Genomic DNA, 23,056 nt, shown 5'->3' with positions numbered 1-23,056 from the left:
GTCCGCTTCAGGCGGCATCCCGCGCGGCGTCTTTTTTTTCCGTGGCTCGTGGGGTCGGCTATACTGCCCCGCAGGCCCGGCGCTCCACCCGGGCGACGTTCAACCAACTGAAGGAACCGCAGTATGAATTTGACTGACAAGGTAATCATCGTGACGGGCGGCGCCCAGGGTATCGGCCTGGCCATCGCCGAGCGCTGCGCCGTGGCCGGCGCCAGCGTGGCCATCTGGGACCTGCGCGCCGACGCCATCGAGGCGGCCGTGGACCACGTGCGCGCCAAGGCGGCGGGCGCGCAGGTGGCCGCGCAGGTGGCCGGTTACGCGGTGGACGTGTCGGACCTGGCCAGCGTGCAGGCGGCCGCCAAGGCCACGCGCGAACACTTCGGCCGCGTCAATGGCCTGGTCAACAACGCCGGCGTGGTGGCCGACGCCCAGCTGACCAAGATGAGCGAGGCCCAGTGGGACCGCGTGATCGACATCAACCTCAAGGGCGTGTTCAACTGCGCCAGCGCCAACGTGGACGCGCTGCTGGCCACGGCCGGCGCCATGGTCAACATCTCGTCCATCGTGGGCTTGTCGGGTAATTTCGGCCAGACCAACTACGCGGCCGCCAAGGCCGGTGTGCTGGCCATGACCAAGACCTGGACCCGTGAACTGGGCCGCAAGGGCGTGCGCTGCAACGCCGTCTGCCCCGGCTTCGTCAACACCCACATCGTCAAGGACATTCCGGCGCCCGTGGTCGAGGAGATGCTCAACATGATCCCCCAGCGCCGCATGGGCCAGCCGAGCGAGATCGCGTCGGCCGTCGTGTTCCTGCTGTCGGACGAGGCCAGCTACATCAACGGCGCCACGCTGGAAGTGGCGGGCGGCCTGACGCTGTAAGCCGCCGCACCGGCCCGCCGTTCTAGTCGGACTGGCGGGTCGGCAGCGGCGAGGCGGAAATGCGTTGCACCGTCATCACCAGGTCGGAATAGCTGCTGCGGTAGTTGTGGCCTTTCGCCTCCACCGACCTGGTGTCGATCAGTGACACATCCTTGCGGTGCACATAGCCCAGCCGTGGCGCCATGTAGAACTGCACCGTGCGCGGCACGGAGCGCACCACGTTCTGGGTCTTGCCTTCGCAATTGCTGGACACGCATTCGAGCGTCTCCACGTAATCGATCACCACGTCCACGTTCACGTTGTAGGTGCCCACGCTCAGGCGCACCGGGCTGCCGGGTAGTTGCGTGAGCATCAGCCGCAGCTTGCCGTTCTTCGAGGACTTGAGCTCGAACACGCCGAGCGCGTTGGGCTTCTCCTTGAAGCCGGCCTGGATCTCCGACAGCTTGAAAATCTGGAACAGGTTCTTCTGATACGACATCAGGCGCCGCGTCTCATCCTCCACTTCCTGTCTTTGCACGGCTTGCCGGGCCTTGCTTTCCTCCTCATCTTCCGTCGCCGGCTGTTGCGCGGGCTGCGGCGCCGGCGTAGGCGTGGCGGCGGGGGGGCGGCGCGGCACGTCGGCCGGGTTACGCGGCGGCAGGCGGGTAACCTGTGGCTCCTGCGTGGCGCAACCGGCCACCAGCACGGCCAGACTGATGCATGTTGTTCGATACAGGACGTTCATGGAGGCCTTTCTCGTTCGTCAGTTAGCCGTTGCCGGTGGGGGCGCGGATGCGGCGGGCGTTCTGGCCGCAGCGGGCGCGTTCCTCTTGCTGGATCGGGCGGCGCCGGGCGCACTGGCCGGGGCTGAGGCCGCAGTTGCGGCAGCGGAGGCCGGGCCAGCCGCCGCCGTCGCCGCGGCGGGCGACGATGCGGCCGATAGGACCGATGCGGCCGGTGCCGCGGATGCCGCGCTGGCCGTGACCGGCGCCGGCGCCGGTGCTGGCGGCGTGCGGGCGATGCGGAAGCCCACGCGCGGATCGGTGCTGGCGCGGTCGCCGAAGGTGCGCGCCACCGGGCGCACGTCGCCGGCGGTGGAGTCGAAGGCGCCGCCTTTCTGCACGCGCTTCTTGCAGGCCGCCGTGGACTGGGCCGGCGTCATCTTCGGATCATCGGCGTGGCTGGCATGCCAGCAATCGTCCACCCATTCGTAGACGTTGCCCACCATGTCGTACAGGCCGGCGTAGGCTTTGAAGCTGCCCACCGGCGCGGGCCGATGGAAGTCCAGGTGGCTGGCGCACTGGCCGCAATGGGCGTTGTCCTGGCCCGCGCGGTCGCCCCACGGGAACGTGGTGCCGGCGCCGGCCCGTGCCGCGTATTCCCATTCCGCTTCCGTCGCCAGACGGTAGCTGGCGCCTGTCTTCTTCGACAGCCAATCGGTGTAGCCCTTGGCCGCATCCCAGCTGATGCCGGTCACGGGCAGCTTGTCCAGGTCCGGGCCGGACATGCCTTGCGGCGCCGGGCAGGCCCGCTCCTTCACGCACAACTGCCACTGCGCATAGCTGATTTCCTGGGCCGACAGCTCGAAGGCGGCGACCGGGGCCGGTTTGCCGCCCAGTTCCTCGGGCAGCGTGCCCGGCTCGCCGGCCAGGGAACCCATGCGGTAGGTGCCGGCCGGGATGGCGACCATGGCCGGGCAACCGGGCGTGCCGTCGGCCAGCTTGAGCGGGCAGGGCGGCGGCGGCGGCGGGGCCGGCGGCGCCTCTACGACGGGGGCCGCCGCTTCCGCCGGGGTGGACGCGGCGGCGACGGCCGGTTCGGCCGGCGCGGGCTCGGGGGCCGCTGCCACCACGGGCGGCGGCGGGGCGACCGCCGCCACCGGCGCGGGCTTGGCGCCGGGCGGCGGGGGCAGGTAGGGGATGTCGAACGGCAGCGCGTTGTTCCACCACAGCCAGCCACCACCGCCGCCGGCGCCGAGGACCGTCAGGCCGAATACGCTGAGCAGCACCGCCTTCCAGCGGCTTTTGCGCGGCGGCGCGGCCGGCGGCGCCTCCGTGGCTGGCAGGCCCGTGGTGCGGGATTGGGTGGGGCTGCCCGTGCGACCGGCGCCGCCCTGGGTGGCCACGCCCGGTTGCGTCACGGCGCCCGACTGGGTGGACAGGGACCGTGGCGCGGAGGCCCGTTGCGGCTGTTCGATGCCCAGCAGCGTCCGGAACTCGCCCACGTTCTGCGGCCGCTGTTCGGGCCGCACGCCGAGCGCCACGTCGATGGCGCGCAGGAATTCCGGGCTGTAGCGGTCGGCGGCGCTCTCGGACAAGGGCGTCAGCGAGTCGGACACGAGGCGGGTGAGGGCGGCCGGCGGCACCTTGTCGGTGATGATGAAGTAGACCACCGAGGCCAGCGCGTAGAAGTCGGTCCACGGCCCCTGCGACATATTGGTCATGTCGCCGTACTGCTCGATGGGCGCGTAGCCGGGTTTCAGGATCACGGTCAACGCCTGCGTCATGTCGCCGATCACGCGCCGCGCGGCGCCGAAGTCGAGCAGCAGCGGGCGGTCGTTCTCCAGCATCAGGATATTGTCGGGCGCGATATCGCGGTGGTAGCACTGTTTCGCGTGCAGCACCTCCAGCGCGTCGAGGATGTGGGCCAGGAAGTTGCGCAGCCAGTCCTCCTGCGCCAGCATCTGGTGGTCTTCCTTGAGCAGCTGCTTGAGCGTGGGCGCCTGGTAGAACGGCATCGCCATGTAGCCGGTGCCGTTGGCTTCCCAGAAGCGGTAGACCTTGACCAGGCACGGATGGTCGAACTGGGCCAGCAATTGCGCCTCGTTGACGAAGCTGTGCAGCCCGACCTGGAACGTCTCGGCGTAGTGCTCCGACAGCATGGTGACCTGGGTGCCGCCCACGCGGCCGGCGAAAGCGGCCGGCATGTATTCCTTCACCGCGACGTCGCGTCCCAGCGAATGGTCCTTGGCGTGGTAGACGATGCCGAAGCCGCCCTGTCCGACCACGCAGGTGATCTCGAATTCGCCCAGCTTGGTGCCCGGCTGCAGCGCATTGGGGAATGCGGAGCCGGAGGCCAGGACGGTGTGGTCATTGTCACTGTTAGGTGGTGGGTTCATATGATACTTAACCGTGTGAAGGTTGAATTCATCGCCACCGCGCCGGCCAGTGCCACTGTGCCCGTACGATGGAAAAACCGGCGCTACCAGTACCAATTGCTTGCAGACTGCGAGCATGCTGTTCAAATGCTCATATGGTCCGTTAGGCACGAGTATAAACGAAGACTTGCCCGCCCAAACGAGTTGTGCGCATAATTGCTGCGAATATAAGAAAAGCAATGGCGCAGGCCAGCCTCCCGCCCGGAAGCGGCTTACCATCCTCAAGTCACACGGACCGATTGATGCCCATTACATTGACCGTGCAAACCCATCGTGCCGCGCCTCCGGCGGAGCCCTTGTCGGCCGTTTTCGACCGGCTGGGCGGCACCATTGGACGGTCGCCCGGCAATGGCCTGGTGCTCGAAGATCCGGGAAAGTACATCTCCCGCAATCACGCCAAGATAGAGTTCCAGGATGGCGCTTACTGCCTGGCCGATATCGGCGCCAATCCGAGCCTGGTCAACGGCCGGCCAGTGGGCAACGGGCGCCAGGCGCCTCTCAACGACGGCGACACGGTGGTGATCGGCCCTTATCTGCTGGCGGTGGTCGTCACGCCGGAGCCGGGCATGGCGGGGCAGGGCGCGGCCGGCGGTGCGACCATGTACGGCGCCGCCGCCTCATCCGCCGCGCCGGCGCTCGATGCGCTGGCCGCTTCCAGTCTGCTCGACTGTGCGGTGACGCCGGGCGCCGATCCACTGAACGTGGATTGGCTGGCGCCGCAGGACGCGGTGACGCGTCAGGTGACTGTGGCCAGACCCGTGCCCAGGGTGGAGGTGCGGCCCGCGTTTCCGGCTGCCGACAGCCCTGTGGCGCCGGCCCAACAACTGTACCCGCAGCCGTCGCCGGTGGCCGCATCCCCCGCGCCGTCGTTCGCCATTCCCGACGATTATGATCCGCTGGCGGATCTGCTGCGGCCCGCCGCGCCGCCTGCGCAGGTCGCGCCGCCTGTGCCGCCTGTGTCGGTCGCGCCGCCGGTGCCGCCTGTGCAGGTCGCGCCGCCAGTGCCGCCAGTGCTGCCAGTGCAGGTCGCCCCTCCCGCAGCCGTCAGTGTGGTAATGGATGAGCCGCCCGATCTGCCGGCCGCGCCCCCAGCGGCCCCCTTGGCAGGAGAACAGACGCCGGCCGTCGGCACCGCACCGCTGCCACCAATAGAAGCGTCGCGCGTTGTGGAGGCGCCGGCTGCCACCAGCGTCGCGCCGCCGGTGCCTGCACCAGCATCGGCATCTGCGCCGGTATCTGCACCGACACCGGCCGCTGCGCCGGCATCTGCGCAGGCACCGGCCGCTGCGCCGCCGGGCGCCGCGCAGCAAAGCGCCGCCGATGCCGTGCTGCTCGACGCGCTGCTGCGTGGTCTGGGCATGACGGGGATGAAAGTCGAGCGACCGGCCGCCGAATTTGTCGAACTGGTGGGCGCCATGCTGCGCGCGGCCACCACCGGGACCATGGGCGTGCTGCTGGCGCGCACCATGACCAAGCGCGAAAGCCGCATGGCCGTCACCATGATCGCCAGCCAGGCCAACAACCCGCTCAAGTTCTTCCCCGACCCCACCAGCGCGCTATTCCAGATGCTGGGCAAGCCGGGCAAGGGCTATATGCCCCCGGTGGCGGCGTTCGAGGGCGCCTTCGACGACATGAAGGCGCACGAAATGGCGCTGCTGGCCGGGATGCGCGGCGCGCTGGAGGGCATGCAAGCCCATTTCGATCCGGCCGAGATCGAGCGCACCATGGCGCTGCCGTCCGTGATGGACAAGATGTTGCAGGCGAACCGCAAGGCCAAACTGTGGGACCGCCACGTCGAATCCTACCGCCAGTTGGTGCAGGACGCCGACGAGGAATACCAGCGCCGCTTCAGCGAGCAGTTCGCGCGCGCTTACGAGGAGCAGATCGCGCGCATGCGCAAGAGCCGGACCTGAACACCACAACCGAACGTCGTGCCGTCATCCGCTTACCGGAGGTCATGTCATTGTGAGTACCAACGATCCGCAGCCGCCGTCGCCCGACGACGAGCGCACCATCCTGATTCCCAGCCCCGGCGGCAAGCGCGGTGCCGCCGCCTCCGCGCCCGCGCCGCAAGCGCCACCACCCCAGGCCGCGATGCCGTCACCGGGTTCGGCACCCAGCGCGGCGGCCGGCATACCCGCCATGCCCCGCATCGGTGGTTATGGCCTGAATCCGCTGGTGGCGGCGGCCAGTCCCCTGCTCGACCTGGTGCTGCCGCTGCGGCACATGGCCGCCTATCCGCAGGTGGAGCACCTGCGCCAGCAACTGGTCGCCGGCATCAAGAGCTTCGAGCAAACCGCCAAGGCGGCCAAGGTGCCGACCGACGCGATCGCCGTGGCCCGCTACTCGCTGTGCACCTTCCTCGACGAGACCATCTCCGCCACGCCGTGGGGCAGCGGCGGCGTGTGGTCGAGCCGCAGCCTGCTGGTGACGTTCCACAACGAAGCCTCGGGCGGCGAGAAATTCTTCCTCGTCCTGCAGAAGCTGTGCCAGGACCCCGGCACCCACATCGACGTGCTGGAGCTGATGTATTTGTGCCTGTCGCTGGGCCTGGAGGGCCGCTACCGCGTGCTCGATGGTGGCCGGGGCCAGCTCGAAATCCTGCGCGAACGGCTGCTGGAACTGATCGCGAGGCAGCGCGGCGCCGTGGAACCGGCCCTGTCGCTGCACTGGCGCGGGGCTGGCGGCAAAGGCGAGGCGTTGTGGCGCATGCTGCCCGTGTGGGTGGTGGCGGCCATCGCGCTGTCGGTGCTGGTGCTGCTGCACATGGCCTTGAGCTTCAGCCTGAGCCGCGCTTCCACGCCGGTGCACGCGCGGCTGCACGGCATCGCCGTCGCGGCCTGGCCGGCCACGGCCGCCGCCGCGCCATTGCCCGCGCCGGCACCGGCCGCGCCGGCCAGGGTGGCCAAGTTCCTGGCGCCCGAGATCGAACAGGGACTGGTGAGCGTGAGCGAGCTGCCGGACCGCTCCATCATCACGTTGATGGGCAATGGCGTGTTCGCGCCCGGCAGCGCGGAAGTGACGCCCAGCTTCGTGCCGCTGCTGCAGAAGATCGGCGACGCGCTGCGTCCCGTCGATGGCAAGGTCAAGGTGGTGGGCCACACCGACAACACCACCGGCTTCTCCACCCGCTATCCGTCGAACTGGGATTTGTCCAAGGGCCGCGCCGCGACGGTGGCGCGCATGCTGGGCGAGCGGGCCGGCCCGCCCGAGCGCTACAGCGTGGAAGGGCGCGGCGACACGGAGCCGGTGGCCCCCAACGACAGCGCGGCCAACCGCGCGCGCAACCGGCGCGTGGTGATCATGCTGCTCGTGCCGCCATCGGCCTGACCCTTCCCGCAACCGAAAACTGGACGAATACAACGATATGAAGCGTATCTTTTCCTGGTTGTTGCGGCCCGCGCCGCTGTCGCTGATCGGCGTGCTGCTGTTGTCGCTGGTGATCTGGTTCGAGGGGCCGCTGCTGGCCTTCAACGGCAAGGAGCCGTTCGCGTCGACCGGCGTGCGGTGGTTCTGGATCGTCCTGCTGCTGTTGATCTGGGCCGGCTACTTCCTCTACAAGTGGATCGCGGCCCGCCTGGCCAACGCCAGGCTGGCCGCCGGCGTGGCGGGCGCGCAGCAGGCTGCGAGTCCGGAAACGCTGGAATCGCAGGCCGAGGTCACGCTGCTGGGCAAACGCCTGCAGGAGGCGATGGAGATCCTGCGCAAGAGCAGTGGCCGGCGCGGCGGCCAATACCTGTACCAGCTGCCCTGGTATATGTTCGTCGGCGCACCGGGCGCGGGCAAGACCACGGCGCTGGTCCAGTCGGGCCTGAACTTCCCGCTGGCCGACGCGCTGGGCAAGAACGCGCTCGGCGGCGTGGGCGGCACCCGCAATTGCGACTGGTGGTTCACCGACGAGGCGGTGCTGCTCGACACGGCCGGCCGCTACACCACGCAGGACAGTCACGAGGAGGTCGACCAGGCCGCGTGGCGCGGCTTCCTGCAACTGCTGCGCAAGCACCGGCGGCGGCGGCCGATCAACGGCGTGATCCTGGCCGTCAGCGTGGCCGACCTGCTGCAACAGGGCGAGGCGGCCCGCAAGCAGCAGGCGCTGGCGATCCGCGCCCGCCTGCAGGATTTGCATGAGCAGCTGGGCATGCGCTTCCCCATCTACGTGATGGTCACCAAATGCGACCTGCTGGCCGGCTTCACGGAATTCTTCGGCGAGATGGGCAAGGAGGAACGGGGCCAGGTGTGGGGCATGAGCTTCCCGCTGGTGGAACCGGAGCAGGTGATGGCCTCGCTGAACGCGTTCCCGGCCGAGTTCCAGTCGCTGGAGCGGCAACTGCAGGCGCGCCTGCTGCAACGCATGCAGGGCGAGCGCGACATCCAACGGCGCGCCCTGTTGTACGGCTTCCCCCAGCAATTCGCCGGCCTGGGCGACGTGCTGCAGGCCTTCCTGACGGACGTGTTCCAGTCCACGCGCTACGAAACGGCCGCCTTGCTGCGCGGCGTCTACTTCACCAGCGGCACCCAGGAAGGCCACCCGATCGACCGCGTGATGGGCGCCATGGCGGCCGCCTACGGGCTCGAACGGCAAGCCTTGCCGGCCAACGCCGCCAGCGGCCGCAGTTACTTCCTGACCCGGTTGCTGCGCGAGGTGATCTTCGCGGAAGCCGAGGTGGCGGGCGTGAACCGCCAGTTCGAGCGCCAGCGGCGCCGGCTGCAATGGGGCGCCACGATCGCGATCGGCCTGGTGCTGGTGCTGGGCGCGGCCGGCATGGTCACCAGCTACGCGCGCAATAGCCGTCTGGTGAGCCAGGTCGACCACAAGGTGCCGGAGATCGCCAAGCTGGCGCAAGCCGTCACGCCAGACACCAGCGCCGCGCAGACCTTGCCGCTGCTGGACGCCGTGCGCGACCTGCCGGCCGGTTACGCGGCCCAGGGCCAGGACGTGCCGTTCCTGATGACGCTGGGCCTGTACCAGGGCGACAAGCTGGGCGCCGGCGCACAGTCGCTGTACCTGCGCACGCTGCGCGCCACGCTGTTGCCGCGCATCGTGCACCGCATGGAGCAGCAACTGCGGCGCGGCAGCGCCAACAACCTCGACTACCTGTACGAAGTGCTGCGGCTGTATCTGATGCTGGGCGACACCCGGCACTACGACGCCGCCTCCATCGCCGGCTGGGTGGAACTGGACTGGCTGCGCAACATGAACGACGCCAGCCCGGCCCAGCGCGAGGCCCTGATGGGCCACGTGGCCGCGCTGTTGAAAGCCTATCCCAGCTTCGAGCTGCCGCAGCAGCTGGATGCCCAACTGGTGGCCGACACACGCCTGGCGCTGGCCCGCATGCCATTGGAGCAGCGCCTGTACAACGGCCTGAAACGATCGCTGGCCCGCGCCCAGCTGCCTGAATTCAGCGCGACGGCGGCCGGCGGGCGCGACGCGCCGCAAGTGCTGGTGCGCCGCAGCGGCGAGGCGCTCACGCGCGGCGTGCCGGGTATGTTCTCGGTGGCCGGCTACGCCAAGTTCCTGGAACTGAGCGGGCAGGCGATGGATGACGTGAGCCGCGACAACTGGGTGCTGGACCGTCAGGAGGCCGTGACGGGCAAGGCCGGCGACGAGCAAATCCGGGCCGCGCTGCTGCAGCTGTACTACAACGACTACATCGCGGCATGGGACCGTTACCTGGCCGACCTCAGCATCGTGCCGTTCGCCTCGCTCGACCAGGGCGCGCGCGTGACGTCGATCCTGTCGAGCGTCGATTCGCCGCTGCGCAAGGTGCTGGTGGCGGCGGCCCGCGAGACGACACTGACCACCAGCGCGGCCAAGAAGCCCGAATCGTCCGTGCTCGCCTCGCTCAAGGACAAGAGCGACAGCTACAAGAAGCGCCTCGAAGGCGTGCTTGGCATGGGCGAAGGCGACGGCGCCCCGGCCGCCGCCGCCCAGCAAAATCCCGTCGACGCCCATTTCGACGACCTGCACCGCATGGTGGCCGGTTCGCCCGCCCCGCTGGACGGCTTGCTGGCCATGCTGCGCGACGTGGCCACCTATTTCGACGCGGCGGCCGCCGCCAAGCGGGCCGGCCAGCCGCCGCCGCCGGGCGACGCGCTGGCCAAACTGAAGCGGGAAGGGGACGGCAAGGCCGCGCCGCTGGGCCAGATGCTCAAGAATATCGACAGCGGCGGCGCCGGCCTGACCATGGGCAGCGAGCGCGAACGCCTGAACGCCTTGTGGACGGCCAGCGCCGCCCAGTTCTGCCGCCAGGCCATCGCCGGCCGCTATCCGCTGGTGCGCCGCGCCGCGCAGGAAGTGACGCAGGACGACTTCGGCCGGTTCTTCGCGCCCGGCGGGATGGTGGACCAGTTCTTCCAGCAAAACCTGCTGCCCTACGTGGACATGGGTGGCCGTCAGTGGCGCTGGCGGCCCAACGGCGACAAGGTCACGCTCGGCATTCCGCAGGACGTGCTCGACAACTTCCAGCGCGCGGCCCAGGTGCGCGACGCCTGGTTCGCCAGCGGCGGCAAGCAGGCGTCGATGCGCTTCGACCTCAAGTTGCTGAGCGCCGATCCGGCGCTGAGCCAGGTGACGCTGGAGATCGACGGCCAGCCCGTGCCGTTCGGCCCGCCGGCCACGGTGCGCGGCGCGTCATTGCAAGTCCCGAGCGGCAAGGGCAGCGGCCTGGTGCGGCTGGAGACCACGCCCGCCGGCCGGACGTTGCGCACGGAAGGCGCGTGGTCATGGTTGCGCATGGTCGATCAGGGCACGCTGGAGCCGACGCCGCAGGGTGAGCGCTTCAAGCTGACCTACGATCTGGACGGCCACAAGATCAGCTACAGCCTCACGGCCAGCAGCGTGATCAATCCGTTCCGGCGCGAGGCGCTGGAGGGCTTCCGCTGCCTGGACCGGCTGTGACGGCGCCCGGCGTCGAGGCTTCAGGGCGGACAGCCGCCGTCGTCGCACGGCAGGCCGTCGCGCCCGTACTGGTTGCGGGGGTTCCACAGCATCCAGCCGTTGCTGCCGGCCGCGCGCGCCGCCTCGATCTGGGCTTGCACTTCGTCGGCGTCGAACTTGCGGCGGTCGAACGCGTAATCGGTGAAATCCTGCAACCACGGGCGGAAGTGCGCGCCCGGCAGGCCGGTGCGCTGCTTGGCCTTTTGCAGTGAACGGAACACGATGTCGTACGGATGCTCGACCGGGTTGGGCGTGCCCGGCAAGCCCCACGTGAAGCCGGACGGATACAGCATCGGGCAGACATAATCGACCGCCTGCACCAACTGGGTGATTTCCTGCCCGATGGCCGTGTCGTCCGGATTCCATAGCACGTAGCCGAAGATGTCGGCGGCCACGAACACGTTGTACTGCGCCAGCCGCTTGCGGGCCGCGTTCAGGAAGCCCGTGATGGCGGCCACCCGGTTGGCCTGCGTGTTGGGCTGGGCGAAGCGCAGGCCGGGCGCGTCGGGGAAGCGGACGTAATCGAACTGGATCTCGTCGAACCCCAGCCGCGCCGCCTCCTCGGCCACGTCCAGGCTGTAGCGCCAGCCTTCCTCGCGCATCGGGTCCAGCCAGGCCAGGCCTTCGCGGTCGTGCCACAGCGCGCCGTCGGCGCCATGCAGCGCCAGTTCGGGACGGGCCGTGGCCAGCAGGTCGTCTTTGAACACGACGATGCGGCCGATCAGATAGATGTTCTTCTGCCGCAGCAGCTTGATCATGGCCGGCATGTCGGCGATGGTGCGCACCTTCTGCGCCCCTATCGTGCTGGCCAGCGGCAGGGCGCTCAGGTAGGGAATCAGGCCCCGGTCGCCCTTGATGTCGATCACCAGCGCGTTGAGCGCGGTCTGCTCCTCCAGCTTGAGCGCGGCGTCGCGCAGCACGCCGCTGCCGATGCCGTACACCGACAGGTACACGGCCTTGGGCTGGAACGGCGCCAGCACGATGCGCTGCGGCTGTTCCGGGCCGGCCGGCACGGCCAGCTGTCTGCGCTCGTAGCCGGCGGCCCGCACGGCCAGCGCGCCGGCCGACAGCGGCAGCTGGAAGTGACCCGCCGCGTCGGTGCGGGTGGTGAGCGCGCCGGAGGTGACGATGGCGCCCGCCAGCGGCGCCTGATCCACCTTGCTGAGCACCGTCCCTTCAATGGCCAGCGCCGGCTGGCCGATGGCGAGCATGGACAGGACGAGGGCGGCCAGACGCAACGCGCGCCGCCGCCTCATCGAGGCACCGGCGGTGGGTGGCCAGCATCGGACCCCGCGCCGGCGCCCGCACTGGCGTCGGCGCCGGCATGGACAGCGGCGGCGGCAGCCGGTTTAGCACCCGGTTCGGCGTTCGGTTCGGCACTGGTGCGCGCGCCGTTGCTCTCCAGGAGCGCCGTCAGCGTGCCGCGTTCGACCACCTCCGTCTCCAGCAACCGCTTCGCCAGCGCGTCGAGCACGGGGCGGTGCTGCTCCAGCGTGGCGCGCACGCGCGTGCGCGCGTCGGCCAGCAACTGCGTCACTTCCGCGTCGATCATGCGGGCCGTGCGTTCACTGTAGCCCTTGTGCGCGCCGGGCATGCCGCCCATGCCGTTCCACCAGCCGTTCTGGCCGGGCTGCTCATACGTGGCCAGGCCGATCCGGCTGCTCATGCCGTACTGGCTGACCATCTGCACGGCCAGTTCCGTGGCCCGTTGCAGGTCGTTCTGCGCGCCGGTCGACACGTCGCCATACACCAGTTCCTCGGCCACGCGTCCGCCCAGCAGCACGTCCAGCCGTTCCAGCAGCTCGCTGTAGCGCATCAGGTAGCGGTCCTCGGTCGGCGTCTGCTGGGTGTAGCCGAGCGCCGCCACGCCGCGCGGGATGATGGAAATCTTGGCCACCCGGTCGGCATGGGGCCGCAATTCGGCCACCAGCGCATGGCCCGATTCGTGGTAGGCGACGGTTTCCTTCTCCGTCCGGTTCATCACCCGCGTCTTCTTCTCGATGCCGCCGACGATGCGGTCCAGCGCCTGTTCGAAGTCGGTCATGTCGATCTGGTCCTTGTCGGCGTTGGCCGCGTGCAGGGCCGCCTCGTTGACCAGGTTGGCCAGGTCGGCGCCCGCGAAACCGGCCGTGGTGGCGGCCAGCCGTTCCAGGTCCACGTCCGGCCCCAGCTTGACCTGCTTGACGTGCACGCCGAGGATCTGGCGACGCCCGTTCAGGTCCGGCCGGTCCAGCGCGATGTGGCGGTCGAAGCGGCCGGGCCGCAGCAGGGCCGGGTCCAGCACCTCCGGGCGGTTGGTCGCGGCCATGATGATGACGCCCGTGTTGGCGTCGAAGCCGTCCATCTCCACCAGCAGCTGGTTGAGCGTCTGCTCGTGCTCCTGGTGGCCGCCCATCGAGGCCAGGCCGCGCGCCTTGCCCAGCGCGTCCAGTTCGTCGATGAAGATGATGCACGGCGCCTGTTGCTGCGCCTGCTCGAACAGGCTGCGCACGCGGGCCGCGCCCACGCCGACGAACATTTCGACGAATTCCGAACCGCCGATCGAGAAGAACGGCACGCCGGCCTCGCCGGCGACGGCCTTGGCCAGCAGCGTCTTGCCCGTGCCCGGCGCGCCGACGATCAGCACGCCCTTCGGTATGCGTCCGCCCAGGCGCCGGTAGCGTTCGGGATGCTTGAGGAATTCCACGATCAGCATCAACTCGTCGCGCGCCTCGTCGATGCCGGCGATGTCCTTGAACGTGACGCCGGTATCCTTCTGCATGTAGACGCGCGCCTTGCTCTTGCCCACTTCCATCAGCCCGCCGATGCCGCCGCCGGCCGGCATGGCCAGGCGCCAGAACAGCAGCAACAGCAAGCCGGGCGCCAGCCACGACAACAGCATGGGCAGGCGGCTCTCCTCCTCGGCCGTGTAGCTGATGTGCGACGCCTCCAGGTCTTTCACGAGGTCGGGATCGGCCACGCGCAGGGTGGTGAAGCCGGGCCGGGTCTTGGCGGCGGCCCGCACCGCGTTGGCGCGCTCCTGGCTCAGCGGCGGACTGAGTGGCCCGTCGACCAGCGCGCCGCTGACCTGGCGTTCGCTGACGGACAGGTCGCGCAGCTTGCCCGCGTGCAGCAGGGCCTTGAACTCGCTGTAGGGCACAGGCACGCCGGGCGGCGCATTGCCGAACATGAGCCACAGCGACATGACGAGCAGGCCGATGGCCCAGTACCACGAGGCGCGCGGTATGCGGTTGGCGGGTGGCGGCACGGGGGAGCGCTTGGGTGGCTGGTCGGTCACATTCATTTCCTGTGTGGCAAGAGTTCTACACCTGTCGAAGTTAGTGTATCCGCAAGCGGCGCAAAGTGACGCAAATCATGCGTGACGCGATCAGAATTGTTGTCTTGGTAAGATATGCTGCTATTTGTGAATTTGATACAGGTCAATGCAATATCATTTTCATCAGTCCACCATGGGCGGACGACTTGACAAGAACGGGACGTGAAATCGCTCCCGTCCAACCCAGCCAAGAGGAGAGATGCGATGACCCATCAACCCGGCAACGGCCACGCGGCCGCCCGTCAGCACCATGGCCGCTGAACGCGAAGCGCTGTCGGTGGTCGATCATGCGTGGCTGCGCATGGACCGTCCGACCAACCTGATGATGATCTGCGGCCTGATGACGTTCGCCGGCCGCATGGACCTCGCGCGGCTCAAGACCGTGGTGCGCCAGCGCATGCTGTGCTTCCACCGCTTCCGCCAGCGCGTGGTGTGGGATCGCGGCGACGCGTACTGGGAGACGGACCCCGGCTTCGACCTCGACTGGCACGTGCGCCAGCTGGCGTTGCCGCGCGGCGCCGGTCAGCGGGGGCTGGAAAAGCTGGCCGGAGAGCTGGTCAGCACGGCGCTCGACCCCAGCAAACCGATGTGGCAGATGCACATCATCGACATGGACGCCAACCACAGCGCGATGCTGCTGCGCATCCACCACTGCTACGGCGACGGTTTCGCGCTGGCGCACGTGATGGGCGCGCTGACCGACAGCAGCGCCACCCACCATGCGTTGCCGTCGCCGGACCTGGACGGCACGCCGCCGCCCCGGGCCGCATGGGAGAAGGTGCTGGGCCAGGTGACGGAGCTGGCCGGCGACGGCGTGCGGCTGGCCCGTTCGGCCTATGGCCTGGCGGCCGACTGGAGCGGCCATCCCGAACATGCGCTGGCGGCCGCCCGCCGCGGCATCGACCTGGCCGCCGAACTGGGCGTGATCGCCGCCATGGAACCCGATTGCCCCACGCGCTTCAAGGGACCGCTGGGCGTGATGAAGCGCGTCGCCTGCGCGCGCACGCTGGCGCTGGACGAGGTCAAGGCGGTGGCCAACGCCCTGTCTTGCTCCGTCAACGACGTGCTGCTGTCGTGCGTGACGGCGGCGCTGCGCGGCTACCTGCTCGACCAGGGTGATCCCGTGGACGGCGTGGAGATGCGGGCGCTGGTGCCCGTCAACCTGCGTCCGCCGGGCCCGGTGCAGGAGCTAGGCAATCGCTTCGGACTGGTCTTTATGGGCCTGCCGCTGGGCGAACCGGACGCGCTGCGCCGCACGCGCGAGGTGCACGCGCGGATGGAAGCGCTCAAACATTCGCAGCAGGCCACGGTGGCGTTGGGCATCCTGGCCTGCATGGGCGCCGCCCCCGACGGGCTGCGCGAGACGCTGGTGCAGGCGCTGGCCGCCAACGCCAGCGCCGTCGTCACCAACGTGCGCGGCGCGGAGCAGGCGCGCTACCTGGCCGGCCAGCGCATCGAGCGCCAGGTGTTCTGGGTGCCGCAGTCGGGCGGCATCGGAATGGGCATCAGCATCCTCAGTTATGCCGGCCAGATCAACCTGGGCGTGATGACCGATGTGCAGCGCGTGCCCGATCCCGAGGTGTTGGCCAGCCACATCGTGACCGAATTCGAATCGCTGCTGCTGCGCTGCCTGACCATGCCGTGGCCGGGGCGCCTTGCCGCCGATGTGGGCAGGGCGTCCGTCACCACGCCGCCACGGCGCAAGCGCGGCGGCGCGAAAACACCGAGGACAGAAACCGAACGCACCCCATGAACAAGAAAAAACTGACCATCGCCAGCGGCGCCGTGCTGCTGGTGTCCGCGTTGTACTTTGGCGGCGCTTTGCCGCAGTGGCACCGTGAACACGCGGGCCAGGCCATCCACCTGTCGGGCAATATCGAGGCGCATGAGAGCGTCCTCAGTTTCAACGGCCTGCAGGCGCGCGTGGTGCAACTGCCGTTTAACGAAGGGCAGTGGGTGGGCAAGGGCACGGTGCTGGCCGTGGTGGACCAGCGGGAATTGAACCAGCAGGTGGCCGTGGCCGCCGCTGGCGTGGCCGTCCAGCGCAGCCAGCTCGACATGGCGCTGGAAAACGTGGCCGCCAGCCGCAAGACGGTGGAGGCGGACGCGGCCACCGTGGCCCAGCGCAAGCTGGACATGGAGCGCAGCCAGGCCCTGCAACGCCAGGGCTTCCTGGCCACGGCGGCGCTCGACAACGCGGCCACGGCGCTCAAGCAGGCGCGCGCCCAGCTTGAACGCGACCGGGCGTTGGAGCTGGTCGCGCAGCGCAGCGTCAAGGTGGCGCAGGCCGGCGTGCACAGTGGCGAACAGACCGAGCAGCTGAGCCGCATCATGGCCGGCTACGCCACGCTGGTGGCGCCGTTCGACGGCGTGGTCCTCACGCGCCAGGCCGAACTGGGCGAGGTGGTGGCGCCCGGCACCCCCGTCATCACGCTGGCCGACCTCGATCACGTCTGGCTGCGCGCCTACCTCAACGAGACGGACCTGGGACGCGTGCGCCTCGGGCAGGAAGTGGCCATCACCAGCGACAGCTTCCCCGGCAAGCGCTTCACCGGCAAGCTGTCGTTCATCGCGCCCAAGGCCGAGTTCACGCCGCGCAGCGTGGAGACGCACGCCGAGCGCGTCACACTGGTGTACCGTGTGAAGATCGACATCGACAACCGCGACCGCAAGTTCGTGCCGGGCATGCCGGCCGATGCCGTGCTGGCGCCGGCCCAGCCATGACGGAGCCGTCCGCGCAAGGTTCACCGCCATCACCGCCGCCACTGGCGCTCGATGTGCGCGGCGTGAGCAAACGCTTCGGCGCGCTGACGGCCGTGGACAACGTGAGCTTCTCGGTGCGCCAGGGCGAGATCTTCGGCCTGGTGGGGCCGGACGGGGCGGGCAAGACCACCACCATGCGCATGCTGGCCAGCGTGATGCGGGCCGACGCGGGCGCCATCCGCATCGACGAGGTGGATGTGGTGGCCGATCCCGAACGCACCAAGCGCCACGTGAGCTACATGCCGCAGCGCTTCGGCCTGTACGACGACCTGACGGTGGACGAGAACATCCGCTTCTTCGCCGACCTGTTCGACGTGCCGCGCAAGGTGTGGGAGGAGCGCGCCGTGCAGCTGCTCACAGCCTCGCGCATGATGCCGTTCCGCCAGCGCCTGGCCGGCCAGCTGTCGGGCGGCATGAAGCAGAAGCTGGGCCTGACCTGCGCGCTGGTGCACGCGCCGCGCGTGCTGCTGCTGGACGAGCCCACCACCGGCGTCGATCCCGTCTCGCGGCGCGAGTTCTGGCAGATCCTGTATTCGCTGCGCGCCACCGGCGTGGCCATGGTGATCTCCACCGCCTATCTGGACGAGGCCGAGCGCTGCGACCGGCTGGCCCTGTTCGACGAGGGCAGCATGATGTACTGCGACACCCCGCAGCAGCTCAAGCGCGAACTGCCCGGCGCCATCGTGCGCGTGGCGAGCGCGCGCCCGCGCGAGGCGGCGGCCGCCATCGAGCCCGTGGCCGGCGTGCGCGGCGTGCTGCTGGTGGGCGACGGCGTGCACGTGCACGTGGACGACGCGCAGGCCTGCCGCGAACCGCTGAGCCGGGCCTTGCAGGCGGCGGGCGTGGAGGCCGGTCCGGTGGAACAAATCGAGCCGACGATCGAGGACCTGTTCGTGGCCCTGCTCGAACGCAAACACAGGGGCGCATGATGGACACCCAGCCAGCCATCCAGGTGGAGCGCCTGAGCAAGCATTTCGGCGACTTCCACGCGCTCGACGAGGTCAGCTTCGACGTGCGCCGGGGCGAGATCATGGGCTTCCTCGGCCCCAACGGCGCCGGGAAATCGACGCTGATCCGCGTGCTGTGCGGCCTGCTGCGCCCCAGCGGCGGGCGGGCCGTGGTGGACGGCATCGACATCGCCAGGGACCCGGAGGCCGTGCGCCAGCGCATCGGCTACATGTCGCAGAAGTTCTCGCTGTACGGCGACTTGAGCGTGACCGAGAACCTGCGCTTCTTCGGCGGCATCTACGGCGTGGCGCGCAACGCCATCGACGAGCGGGTGGCGTATGCGGTGCGGATGGCGGGCCTGGAGGGCAGGGAGGATGCCCTCGTCACCACGCTGGCCGGCGGCTGGAAGCAGCGGCTGGCGCTCGGTTGCGCCATCCTGCACCGGCCGCGCGTGCTGTTCCTCGACGAGCCCACGTCCGGCGTCGATCCCGGCTCGCGGCGCCGCTTCTGGAACCTGATCCACGACCTGAGCGCGGACGGCGTGAGCGTGCTGGTGTCCACCCACTACATGGACGAGGCGGAGTATTGCATGCGCATCGCCATGATCGAATCGGGCAAGCTGGTCGCGCTGGGCACCCCCAACGAATTGAAGCACCAGTCGATCGGCGGCGCGCTGGTGGAGCTTGAATGCGCCAATCCCGGCGCGGCGCTGGAAGTGCTGTCCGATGCACCCGGCGTGCACGACGCGGCCGTCTTCGGCAATGCGCTGCATCTGCTGGTGGACGACGCCGCGCGCGACGGCGCCGCCATCGTCGCCCTGCTGGAGCGGCACGGCCAGCCCGGCGCGCGCTGGCGCGCCATCGAGCCGGGCATGGAGGACATGTTCGTGCATCTGGTGCGCCAGTCGCGCCAGCGCAATGGCAAGGCGGCGGCGGGAGCGCAGGCGGGAGCAACGTCGTGAAGCTGCGCCGCATCGCCGCCATCGCCCGCAAGGAGACGTTGCAAGTGCTGCGCGACCCGCGCAGTCTGATGATCGCCTTGCTACTGCCGCTGATGCAGATGTTCATGCTCGGCTACGGCGTCAACCTCGACGTCGACGCCATCCCCATCTGCGCGTTCGACCAGGAGGGCAGCCAGCAAAGCCAGGACCTGCTGGCCCGCTTCGCCAGCTCGCGCTACTTCCAGCCGCCCGTGACCGCCCGCAGTCATGCCGACGTCACGCGCGACCTCGACGCGCGCGTCTGCACGGTGGCGCTGGTGATCCCGTCCGGCTTCTCGCGCAACCTGGCCGACCAGGGCGCGGCCACCGTGCAGCTGCTGGTGGACGGCACCGACTCGAACACGGCCAACATCGCCGCCAACTACGCGCGCCTCGTGGTGGGCGGCTACGCCAGCGAAGTGCAGTTGAAGGCCATCCAGCGCCAGGGCGGCCGCATCCAGACCCAGACCCCGGTGCTGGTGCAGGCGCGCGTGTGGTTCAACGAGGAACTGGAGAGCCGCAATTTCATCATTCCCGGCGTGGTGGCGCTGGTCATGGCCATCGTGGGCGCCCAGCTCACGTCGCTCACCATCGCCCGCGAGTGGGAGCGCGGCACGATGGAGCTGCTCGTCTCCACCCCGGTCAAACCGATGGAACTCATGATCGGCAAGCTGGCGCCGTACTTCGTGCTCGGCATGCTGGACGCGGCCATCTGCCTGGCGCTGGCCGTGGGCTGGTTCGAGGTGCCGTTCCGGGGCACCATTGTCACGCTGATGCTGACCACGGCCCTGTTCCTCACGGTGGTGCTGTGCATCGGCTATTGCGTGTCCGTGGCCCTGCGCAGCCAGGTGGGGGCCAGCCAGGTGGCGCTGGTGCTGACCATGCTGCCCACCACGCTGCTGTCGGGTTTTTCCTTCCCCATCGACCAGATGCCGGCCGTGGTGCGCGCCGTGACCTATCTGGTGAGCGCGCGCTACTACGTCACCATCCTCAAGGCCGTGTTCCTGAAGGGTTCCACGCTGGCCGAGCTGGCCGTGCCCGTGGCCTGCCTGGCCGTGTACGCGGTGGCGCTGGTGGTGCTGGCCGCGCGCGCCTTCCGCAAGACTTTGGACTGAGCCCATGTTCCGACGCGTCGCCCAACTGCTGATCAAGGAGTTCCTGCAACTGAAGCGCGACAAGTCGGCCCGCTTCCGTTTGCTGATCCCGCCCATGATCCAGATGCTGTTGTTCGGCTATGCCGCCACGTTCGAGGTGTTCAACGTGTCCACGGCCATGCTGGACCAGGACCACACGCCGGAGAGCCGCGCGCTGGTGGCGGCCTTCGTCCACAGCAGCCGCTTCGAGTTGACCACGGTGGCCAACACCCGCGCGGAAGCCGAGCAGGCCGTGGCCAGCAGTTCGGCCCAGGTGGCCATCGTGCTGCCGCCCGGATTCGCCGAGCTGCTGCGCAAGGGCCAGAGCGCGCCCGTGCAAGTGCTGCTCGACGGGACCAATTCGAACACGGCGCTGATCGCGCTCGGCTACGTGAGCGACATCGCCAACACCTTTGGCCAGAGCATGGCGCTGGAGCTGGCGCAGCGCACCGGCCATGCGCTGGCGCGGCCGCTGGTGCACGTGGACGTGGCCCAGCGCTACTGGTACAACCCGAATCTGAACAGCCGCTGGTTCTTCGTGCCGGGTGTGATCGGCACGCTAACCCTGATCACTATTGTCAACCTGACCGCGTTCGCCATCGTGCGCGAACGCGAGGTCGGCACGCTGGAGCAGTTGCTGGTGACGCCGATCCGCCCGGCCGAGTTCATCCTCGGGAAGACGCTGCCGTTCTTCCTGATCGGCCTGGTGGAAGTGGGGCTGGTGGCCGGGGTCGGCATGTTCTGGTTCCACATCCCGTTCGTCGGCAATCCGCTGCTGCTGTTCGCCGCCACCTGCTTGTTCCTGATCAGCATATTGTCGATCGGGCTGTTCATCTCCACCATCTGCACCACGCAGCAGCAGGCCTTCGCGTCGAATTTCTTCGTGCTCAATCCGATGTTCATCCTGTCGGGCTTCAGCTTCCCGATCGCCAGCATGCCGCATTTCCTGCAGTGGCTGACGTTGCTCGACCCGCTGCGCTACTACCTGGTCATCATCCGCGGCACCTTTCTCAAGGGCGTGGGACTGGACGTGCTGTGGCCCCAGATGGCGGCGCTGGCCGCCATCGGCATCGTGCTGCTGACCGTGTCCGTGCTGCGCTTCCGCAAGGCGCTGGACTGATAGACGATCAGCGGTAGACCAGCACCGGCACCGTGCTGTGGGTGGTCACGAGGCGGGTCTGGCTGCCCAGCAGCAGCTGGCCCACGCCGCGCCGGCCGTGGGTGGCCATGCAGATCAAGTCGCAGTGATAGAGGTCGACGGCCTTGAGCATTTCCTCGTACGGGCTGTACGAGTCGACCACGTGGACGGTGCAGGGCACGCCCGCTTCGGCCGCGTCGTCGGCCACGCGCTGGGCCGCCTGTTCCGCCTCGGCCAGCATCTGCTTGCCGTAGGCTTCCACGTCGAGCACCGCGCCGAACTCCGCGTACGGCGAATAGGGATAGGACTGCCACACGGCCAGCACTTCCACTTTGGCGCCGCAGTCGCGGGCGAATTGGATGGCGGCGTGGGCGGCGCGCTCGGACAGCTCGGAGCCGTCGGTGGGGACGAGGATGGTGGTGAACATGATGGTCTTCGCTTTGCTTGAGGTGAAAAAAAAGGGATGGCCGCCGTTACAGCACGACCACCTTGTCGGGTAATTCGTTCGGCCGCCCGGTCACGGGCGGGTAATGGCGGGCCAGCATGCGCGTGACCATGCGCACGGCGGTCACCGCGCCGCGCTCATAGCAGCGATGGCCGAACGCGCGCTGCATGCGCCGGCAGACGCGGCCCCAGTGCGGGGCGCCGGCCAGCGCGTGCACGCCACGGTCGGCCACGATTTCCACGGCGTGATCGGCCAGCAGCAGGTAAATCAGCACGCCATTGCGTTCGCTCGTGTCCCACATGCGCAGCGACCCGAACAGGTCGACGGCCCGCTCGCGCGCCGTGGTGCCTTGCCAGAGCGCCGCCAGCGGCAGCGCGTGTTCGATGGCGAAGCGCACCTCGCCGCCGTGCAACTGCTCGCTGGCGCGGATCTCGCGCTCGATGGCGTGCAGCGCCGACGCCGGGAACGCCCGCCGCACCGTCCAGCGCGGCGTGCACAGGTGGCGCATCAGCCGGTTCAGCATGCCCATCGCTACCACCTGCCGGAAGCGCCGCCGCCGCCGAAGCCGCCGCCGCCACCGCCAAAACCACCACCGCCGCCGCCGCCGAAACCACCGCCGCCGCCAAAGCCGCCGAACGGGCCGCCGTAGCGCCGGCCCGGTGTGCCGCGCATGCCGCCCAGCAGGGTGGACATGAGGCCCGCCACGCCCACCAGCAGCGCGGCCGGCACGGTGGCCAGCACGGCCCAGGCCAGCCAGCCGCTCAAGCCGCCGGCCACCAGCGCGCCGGGAAAGCGTCCCAGCAGGGCGCGCAGCACAGTGCCGATGACGAATGCGGCCAGCAGCAGGCCAGGCAGGGAAACCGAGGCGGCGCCCGCTTCGGCGTCCTGCGCGCGCGGGGGCGCGGGCAGCGGCTCGCCATCGACCACCGCCATCATGGCGTTGGTGCCGGCCACCAGTCCGCCGTAGAAGTCGCCCTGACGCAAGTAGGGCGTGATGATGTCGCTGATGATGCGCTTGCTGACGGCGTCGTTCAGCGCCCCTTCGAGGCCGTAGCCCACCTCGATGCGCAGCGCGCGGTCGTCCTTGGCCACCAGCAGCAGCGCGCCGTCATCGACCTTCTTGCGTCCCAGCTTGGTCTGCTCGGCGGCCTTGAGTGCGTACTGTTCGATGCTGTCGGGCGCCGTGCTGTTGACCATCAGGACGGCGATCTGGCTGCCCTTGCGCGCCTCGAAGTCGCGCAGCGACGCTTCCAGCGCGGCCGTCTGCTGCGCGCTGAGCGTGCCCGTCTGGTCGGTCACGCGCGCCGTCAGCGTGGGCGCGGCCAGTGCGCTGGCGGTGCACAGGACCAGCAGGGCCAGCCAGCGCAGCAGGCGCGCCATCG

Annotated in this window: 17 protein-coding genes; 10 read left to right on the top strand and 7 right to left on the bottom strand. The window is 69.2% G+C overall.

The window, feature by feature from the left end; all coding sequences use genetic code 11:
* Positions 1 to 123 precede the first annotated feature (123 nt).
* Positions 124 to 879, top strand: a complete 756-nt coding sequence (locus AC1RQG_RS14985) for an SDR family oxidoreductase (protein WP_493132687.1) — start codon at positions 124 to 126, stop codon at positions 877 to 879.
* 22 nt (positions 880 to 901) lie between these two features.
* On the opposite strand, the gene AC1RQG_RS14980 is transcribed toward AC1RQG_RS14985, so the two are convergent.
* Entirely contained in the window at positions 902 to 1,603 is a 702-nt protein-coding gene (locus AC1RQG_RS14980; RefSeq protein ID WP_493132685.1) for a hypothetical protein, read from the bottom strand.
* An 18-nt stretch (positions 1,604 to 1,621) separates the two neighbouring features.
* A complete protein-coding gene (locus AC1RQG_RS14975; protein WP_493132683.1) occupies positions 1,622 to 3,976 on the bottom strand; it encodes an SUMF1/EgtB/PvdO family nonheme iron enzyme in 2,355 nt (784 codons plus the stop codon).
* A 281-nt stretch (positions 3,977 to 4,257) separates the two neighbouring features.
* Here AC1RQG_RS14975 and tagH point away from each other — a divergent pair, with 281 nt between their 5' ends.
* From tagH to tssM, 3 genes are read left to right on the top strand one after another with little or no spacing between them, the layout of a single operon-like run.
* Entirely contained in the window at positions 4,258 to 5,928 is a 1,671-nt protein-coding gene (tagH, locus tag AC1RQG_RS14970; RefSeq protein WP_493132681.1) for a type VI secretion system-associated FHA domain protein TagH, read from the top strand.
* A 52-nt stretch (positions 5,929 to 5,980) separates the two neighbouring features.
* Positions 5,981 to 7,345 (top strand): type IVB secretion system protein IcmH/DotU, encoded by a 1,365-nt coding sequence (gene icmH / locus AC1RQG_RS14965; protein WP_493132678.1) that lies wholly within the window; start codon positions 5,981 to 5,983, stop codon positions 7,343 to 7,345.
* 37 nt (positions 7,346 to 7,382) lie between these two features.
* Positions 7,383 to 10,913 carry a type VI secretion system membrane subunit TssM gene (gene tssM, locus AC1RQG_RS14960; RefSeq protein ID WP_493132676.1) on the top strand — a complete coding sequence of 1,177 codons (3,531 nt, stop codon included), beginning with the start codon at positions 7,383 to 7,385 and terminating at the stop codon, positions 10,911 to 10,913.
* A gap of 20 nt (positions 10,914 to 10,933) precedes the next feature.
* Here tssM and AC1RQG_RS14955 read toward each other — a convergent pair whose 3' ends face one another.
* Together AC1RQG_RS14955 and ftsH are read right to left on the bottom strand one after the other, a co-directional pair.
* Positions 10,934 to 12,208: a putative glycoside hydrolase gene (locus AC1RQG_RS14955; RefSeq protein ID WP_493132674.1), complete on the bottom strand. Its 1,275-nt coding sequence runs from the start codon at positions 12,206 to 12,208 to the stop codon at positions 10,934 to 10,936.
* Positions 12,205 to 14,151: an ATP-dependent zinc metalloprotease FtsH gene (ftsH, locus tag AC1RQG_RS14950; protein ID WP_493132971.1), complete on the bottom strand. Its 1,947-nt coding sequence runs from the start codon at positions 14,149 to 14,151 to the stop codon at positions 12,205 to 12,207. Before ftsH ends, AC1RQG_RS14955 begins: the two co-directional genes overlap by 4 nt.
* A gap of 367 nt (positions 14,152 to 14,518) precedes the next feature.
* Between ftsH and AC1RQG_RS14945 the strand changes: the two genes are divergently transcribed.
* From AC1RQG_RS14945 to AC1RQG_RS14920, 6 genes are read left to right on the top strand one after another with little or no spacing between them, the layout of a single operon-like run.
* Positions 14,519 to 16,021: a WS/DGAT/MGAT family O-acyltransferase gene (locus AC1RQG_RS14945; protein ID WP_493132671.1), complete on the top strand. Its 1,503-nt coding sequence runs from the start codon at positions 14,519 to 14,521 to the stop codon at positions 16,019 to 16,021.
* Positions 16,018 to 16,992 carry an HlyD family secretion protein gene (locus AC1RQG_RS14940; RefSeq protein WP_493132669.1) on the top strand — a complete coding sequence of 325 codons (975 nt, stop codon included), beginning with the start codon at positions 16,018 to 16,020 and terminating at the stop codon, positions 16,990 to 16,992. The genes AC1RQG_RS14945 and AC1RQG_RS14940 overlap by 4 nt, the downstream gene beginning before the upstream one ends.
* Positions 16,989 to 17,960, top strand: a complete 972-nt coding sequence (locus AC1RQG_RS14935) for an ABC transporter ATP-binding protein (protein ID WP_493132667.1) — start codon at positions 16,989 to 16,991, stop codon at positions 17,958 to 17,960. Before AC1RQG_RS14940 ends, AC1RQG_RS14935 begins: the two co-directional genes overlap by 4 nt.
* Positions 17,960 to 18,940: an ABC transporter ATP-binding protein gene (locus AC1RQG_RS14930; protein ID WP_493132666.1), complete on the top strand. Its 981-nt coding sequence runs from the start codon at positions 17,960 to 17,962 to the stop codon at positions 18,938 to 18,940. Before AC1RQG_RS14935 ends, AC1RQG_RS14930 begins: the two co-directional genes overlap by 1 nt.
* Positions 18,937 to 20,073, top strand: a complete 1,137-nt coding sequence (locus tag AC1RQG_RS14925; protein WP_493132663.1) for an ABC transporter permease — start codon at positions 18,937 to 18,939, stop codon at positions 20,071 to 20,073. Before AC1RQG_RS14930 ends, AC1RQG_RS14925 begins: the two co-directional genes overlap by 4 nt.
* 4 nt (positions 20,074 to 20,077) lie before the next feature.
* Positions 20,078 to 21,211 (top strand): ABC transporter permease, encoded by a 1,134-nt coding sequence (locus AC1RQG_RS14920; protein WP_493132661.1) that lies wholly within the window; start codon positions 20,078 to 20,080, stop codon positions 21,209 to 21,211.
* A 7-nt stretch (positions 21,212 to 21,218) separates the two neighbouring features.
* Here the strand turns inward: AC1RQG_RS14920 and AC1RQG_RS14915 are convergent, their stop codons facing one another.
* Genes AC1RQG_RS14915 through AC1RQG_RS14905 form a run of 3 tightly spaced genes read right to left on the bottom strand, consistent with a single transcriptional unit; the run spans position 21,219 to position 23,054 of the window.
* Positions 21,219 to 21,656 (bottom strand): universal stress protein, encoded by a 438-nt coding sequence (locus tag AC1RQG_RS14915; protein ID WP_493132659.1) that lies wholly within the window; start codon positions 21,654 to 21,656, stop codon positions 21,219 to 21,221.
* A gap of 46 nt (positions 21,657 to 21,702) precedes the next feature.
* Entirely contained in the window at positions 21,703 to 22,203 is a 501-nt protein-coding gene (locus AC1RQG_RS14910; protein ID WP_493132657.1) for a TPM domain-containing protein, read from the bottom strand.
* Between the two features lie 2 nt (positions 22,204 to 22,205).
* Complete coding sequence (locus AC1RQG_RS14905; RefSeq protein ID WP_493132970.1) at positions 22,206 to 23,054, bottom strand: TPM domain-containing protein; 849 nt, start codon at positions 23,052 to 23,054, stop codon at positions 22,206 to 22,208.
* Between the last annotated feature and the right edge of the window lie 2 nt (positions 23,055 to 23,056).

The sequence above is a fragment of the Rugamonas sp. GW822-FHT03B10 genome, from assembly GCF_058801745.1.
This window is presented reverse-complemented; position numbering and strand designations above follow the sequence as displayed.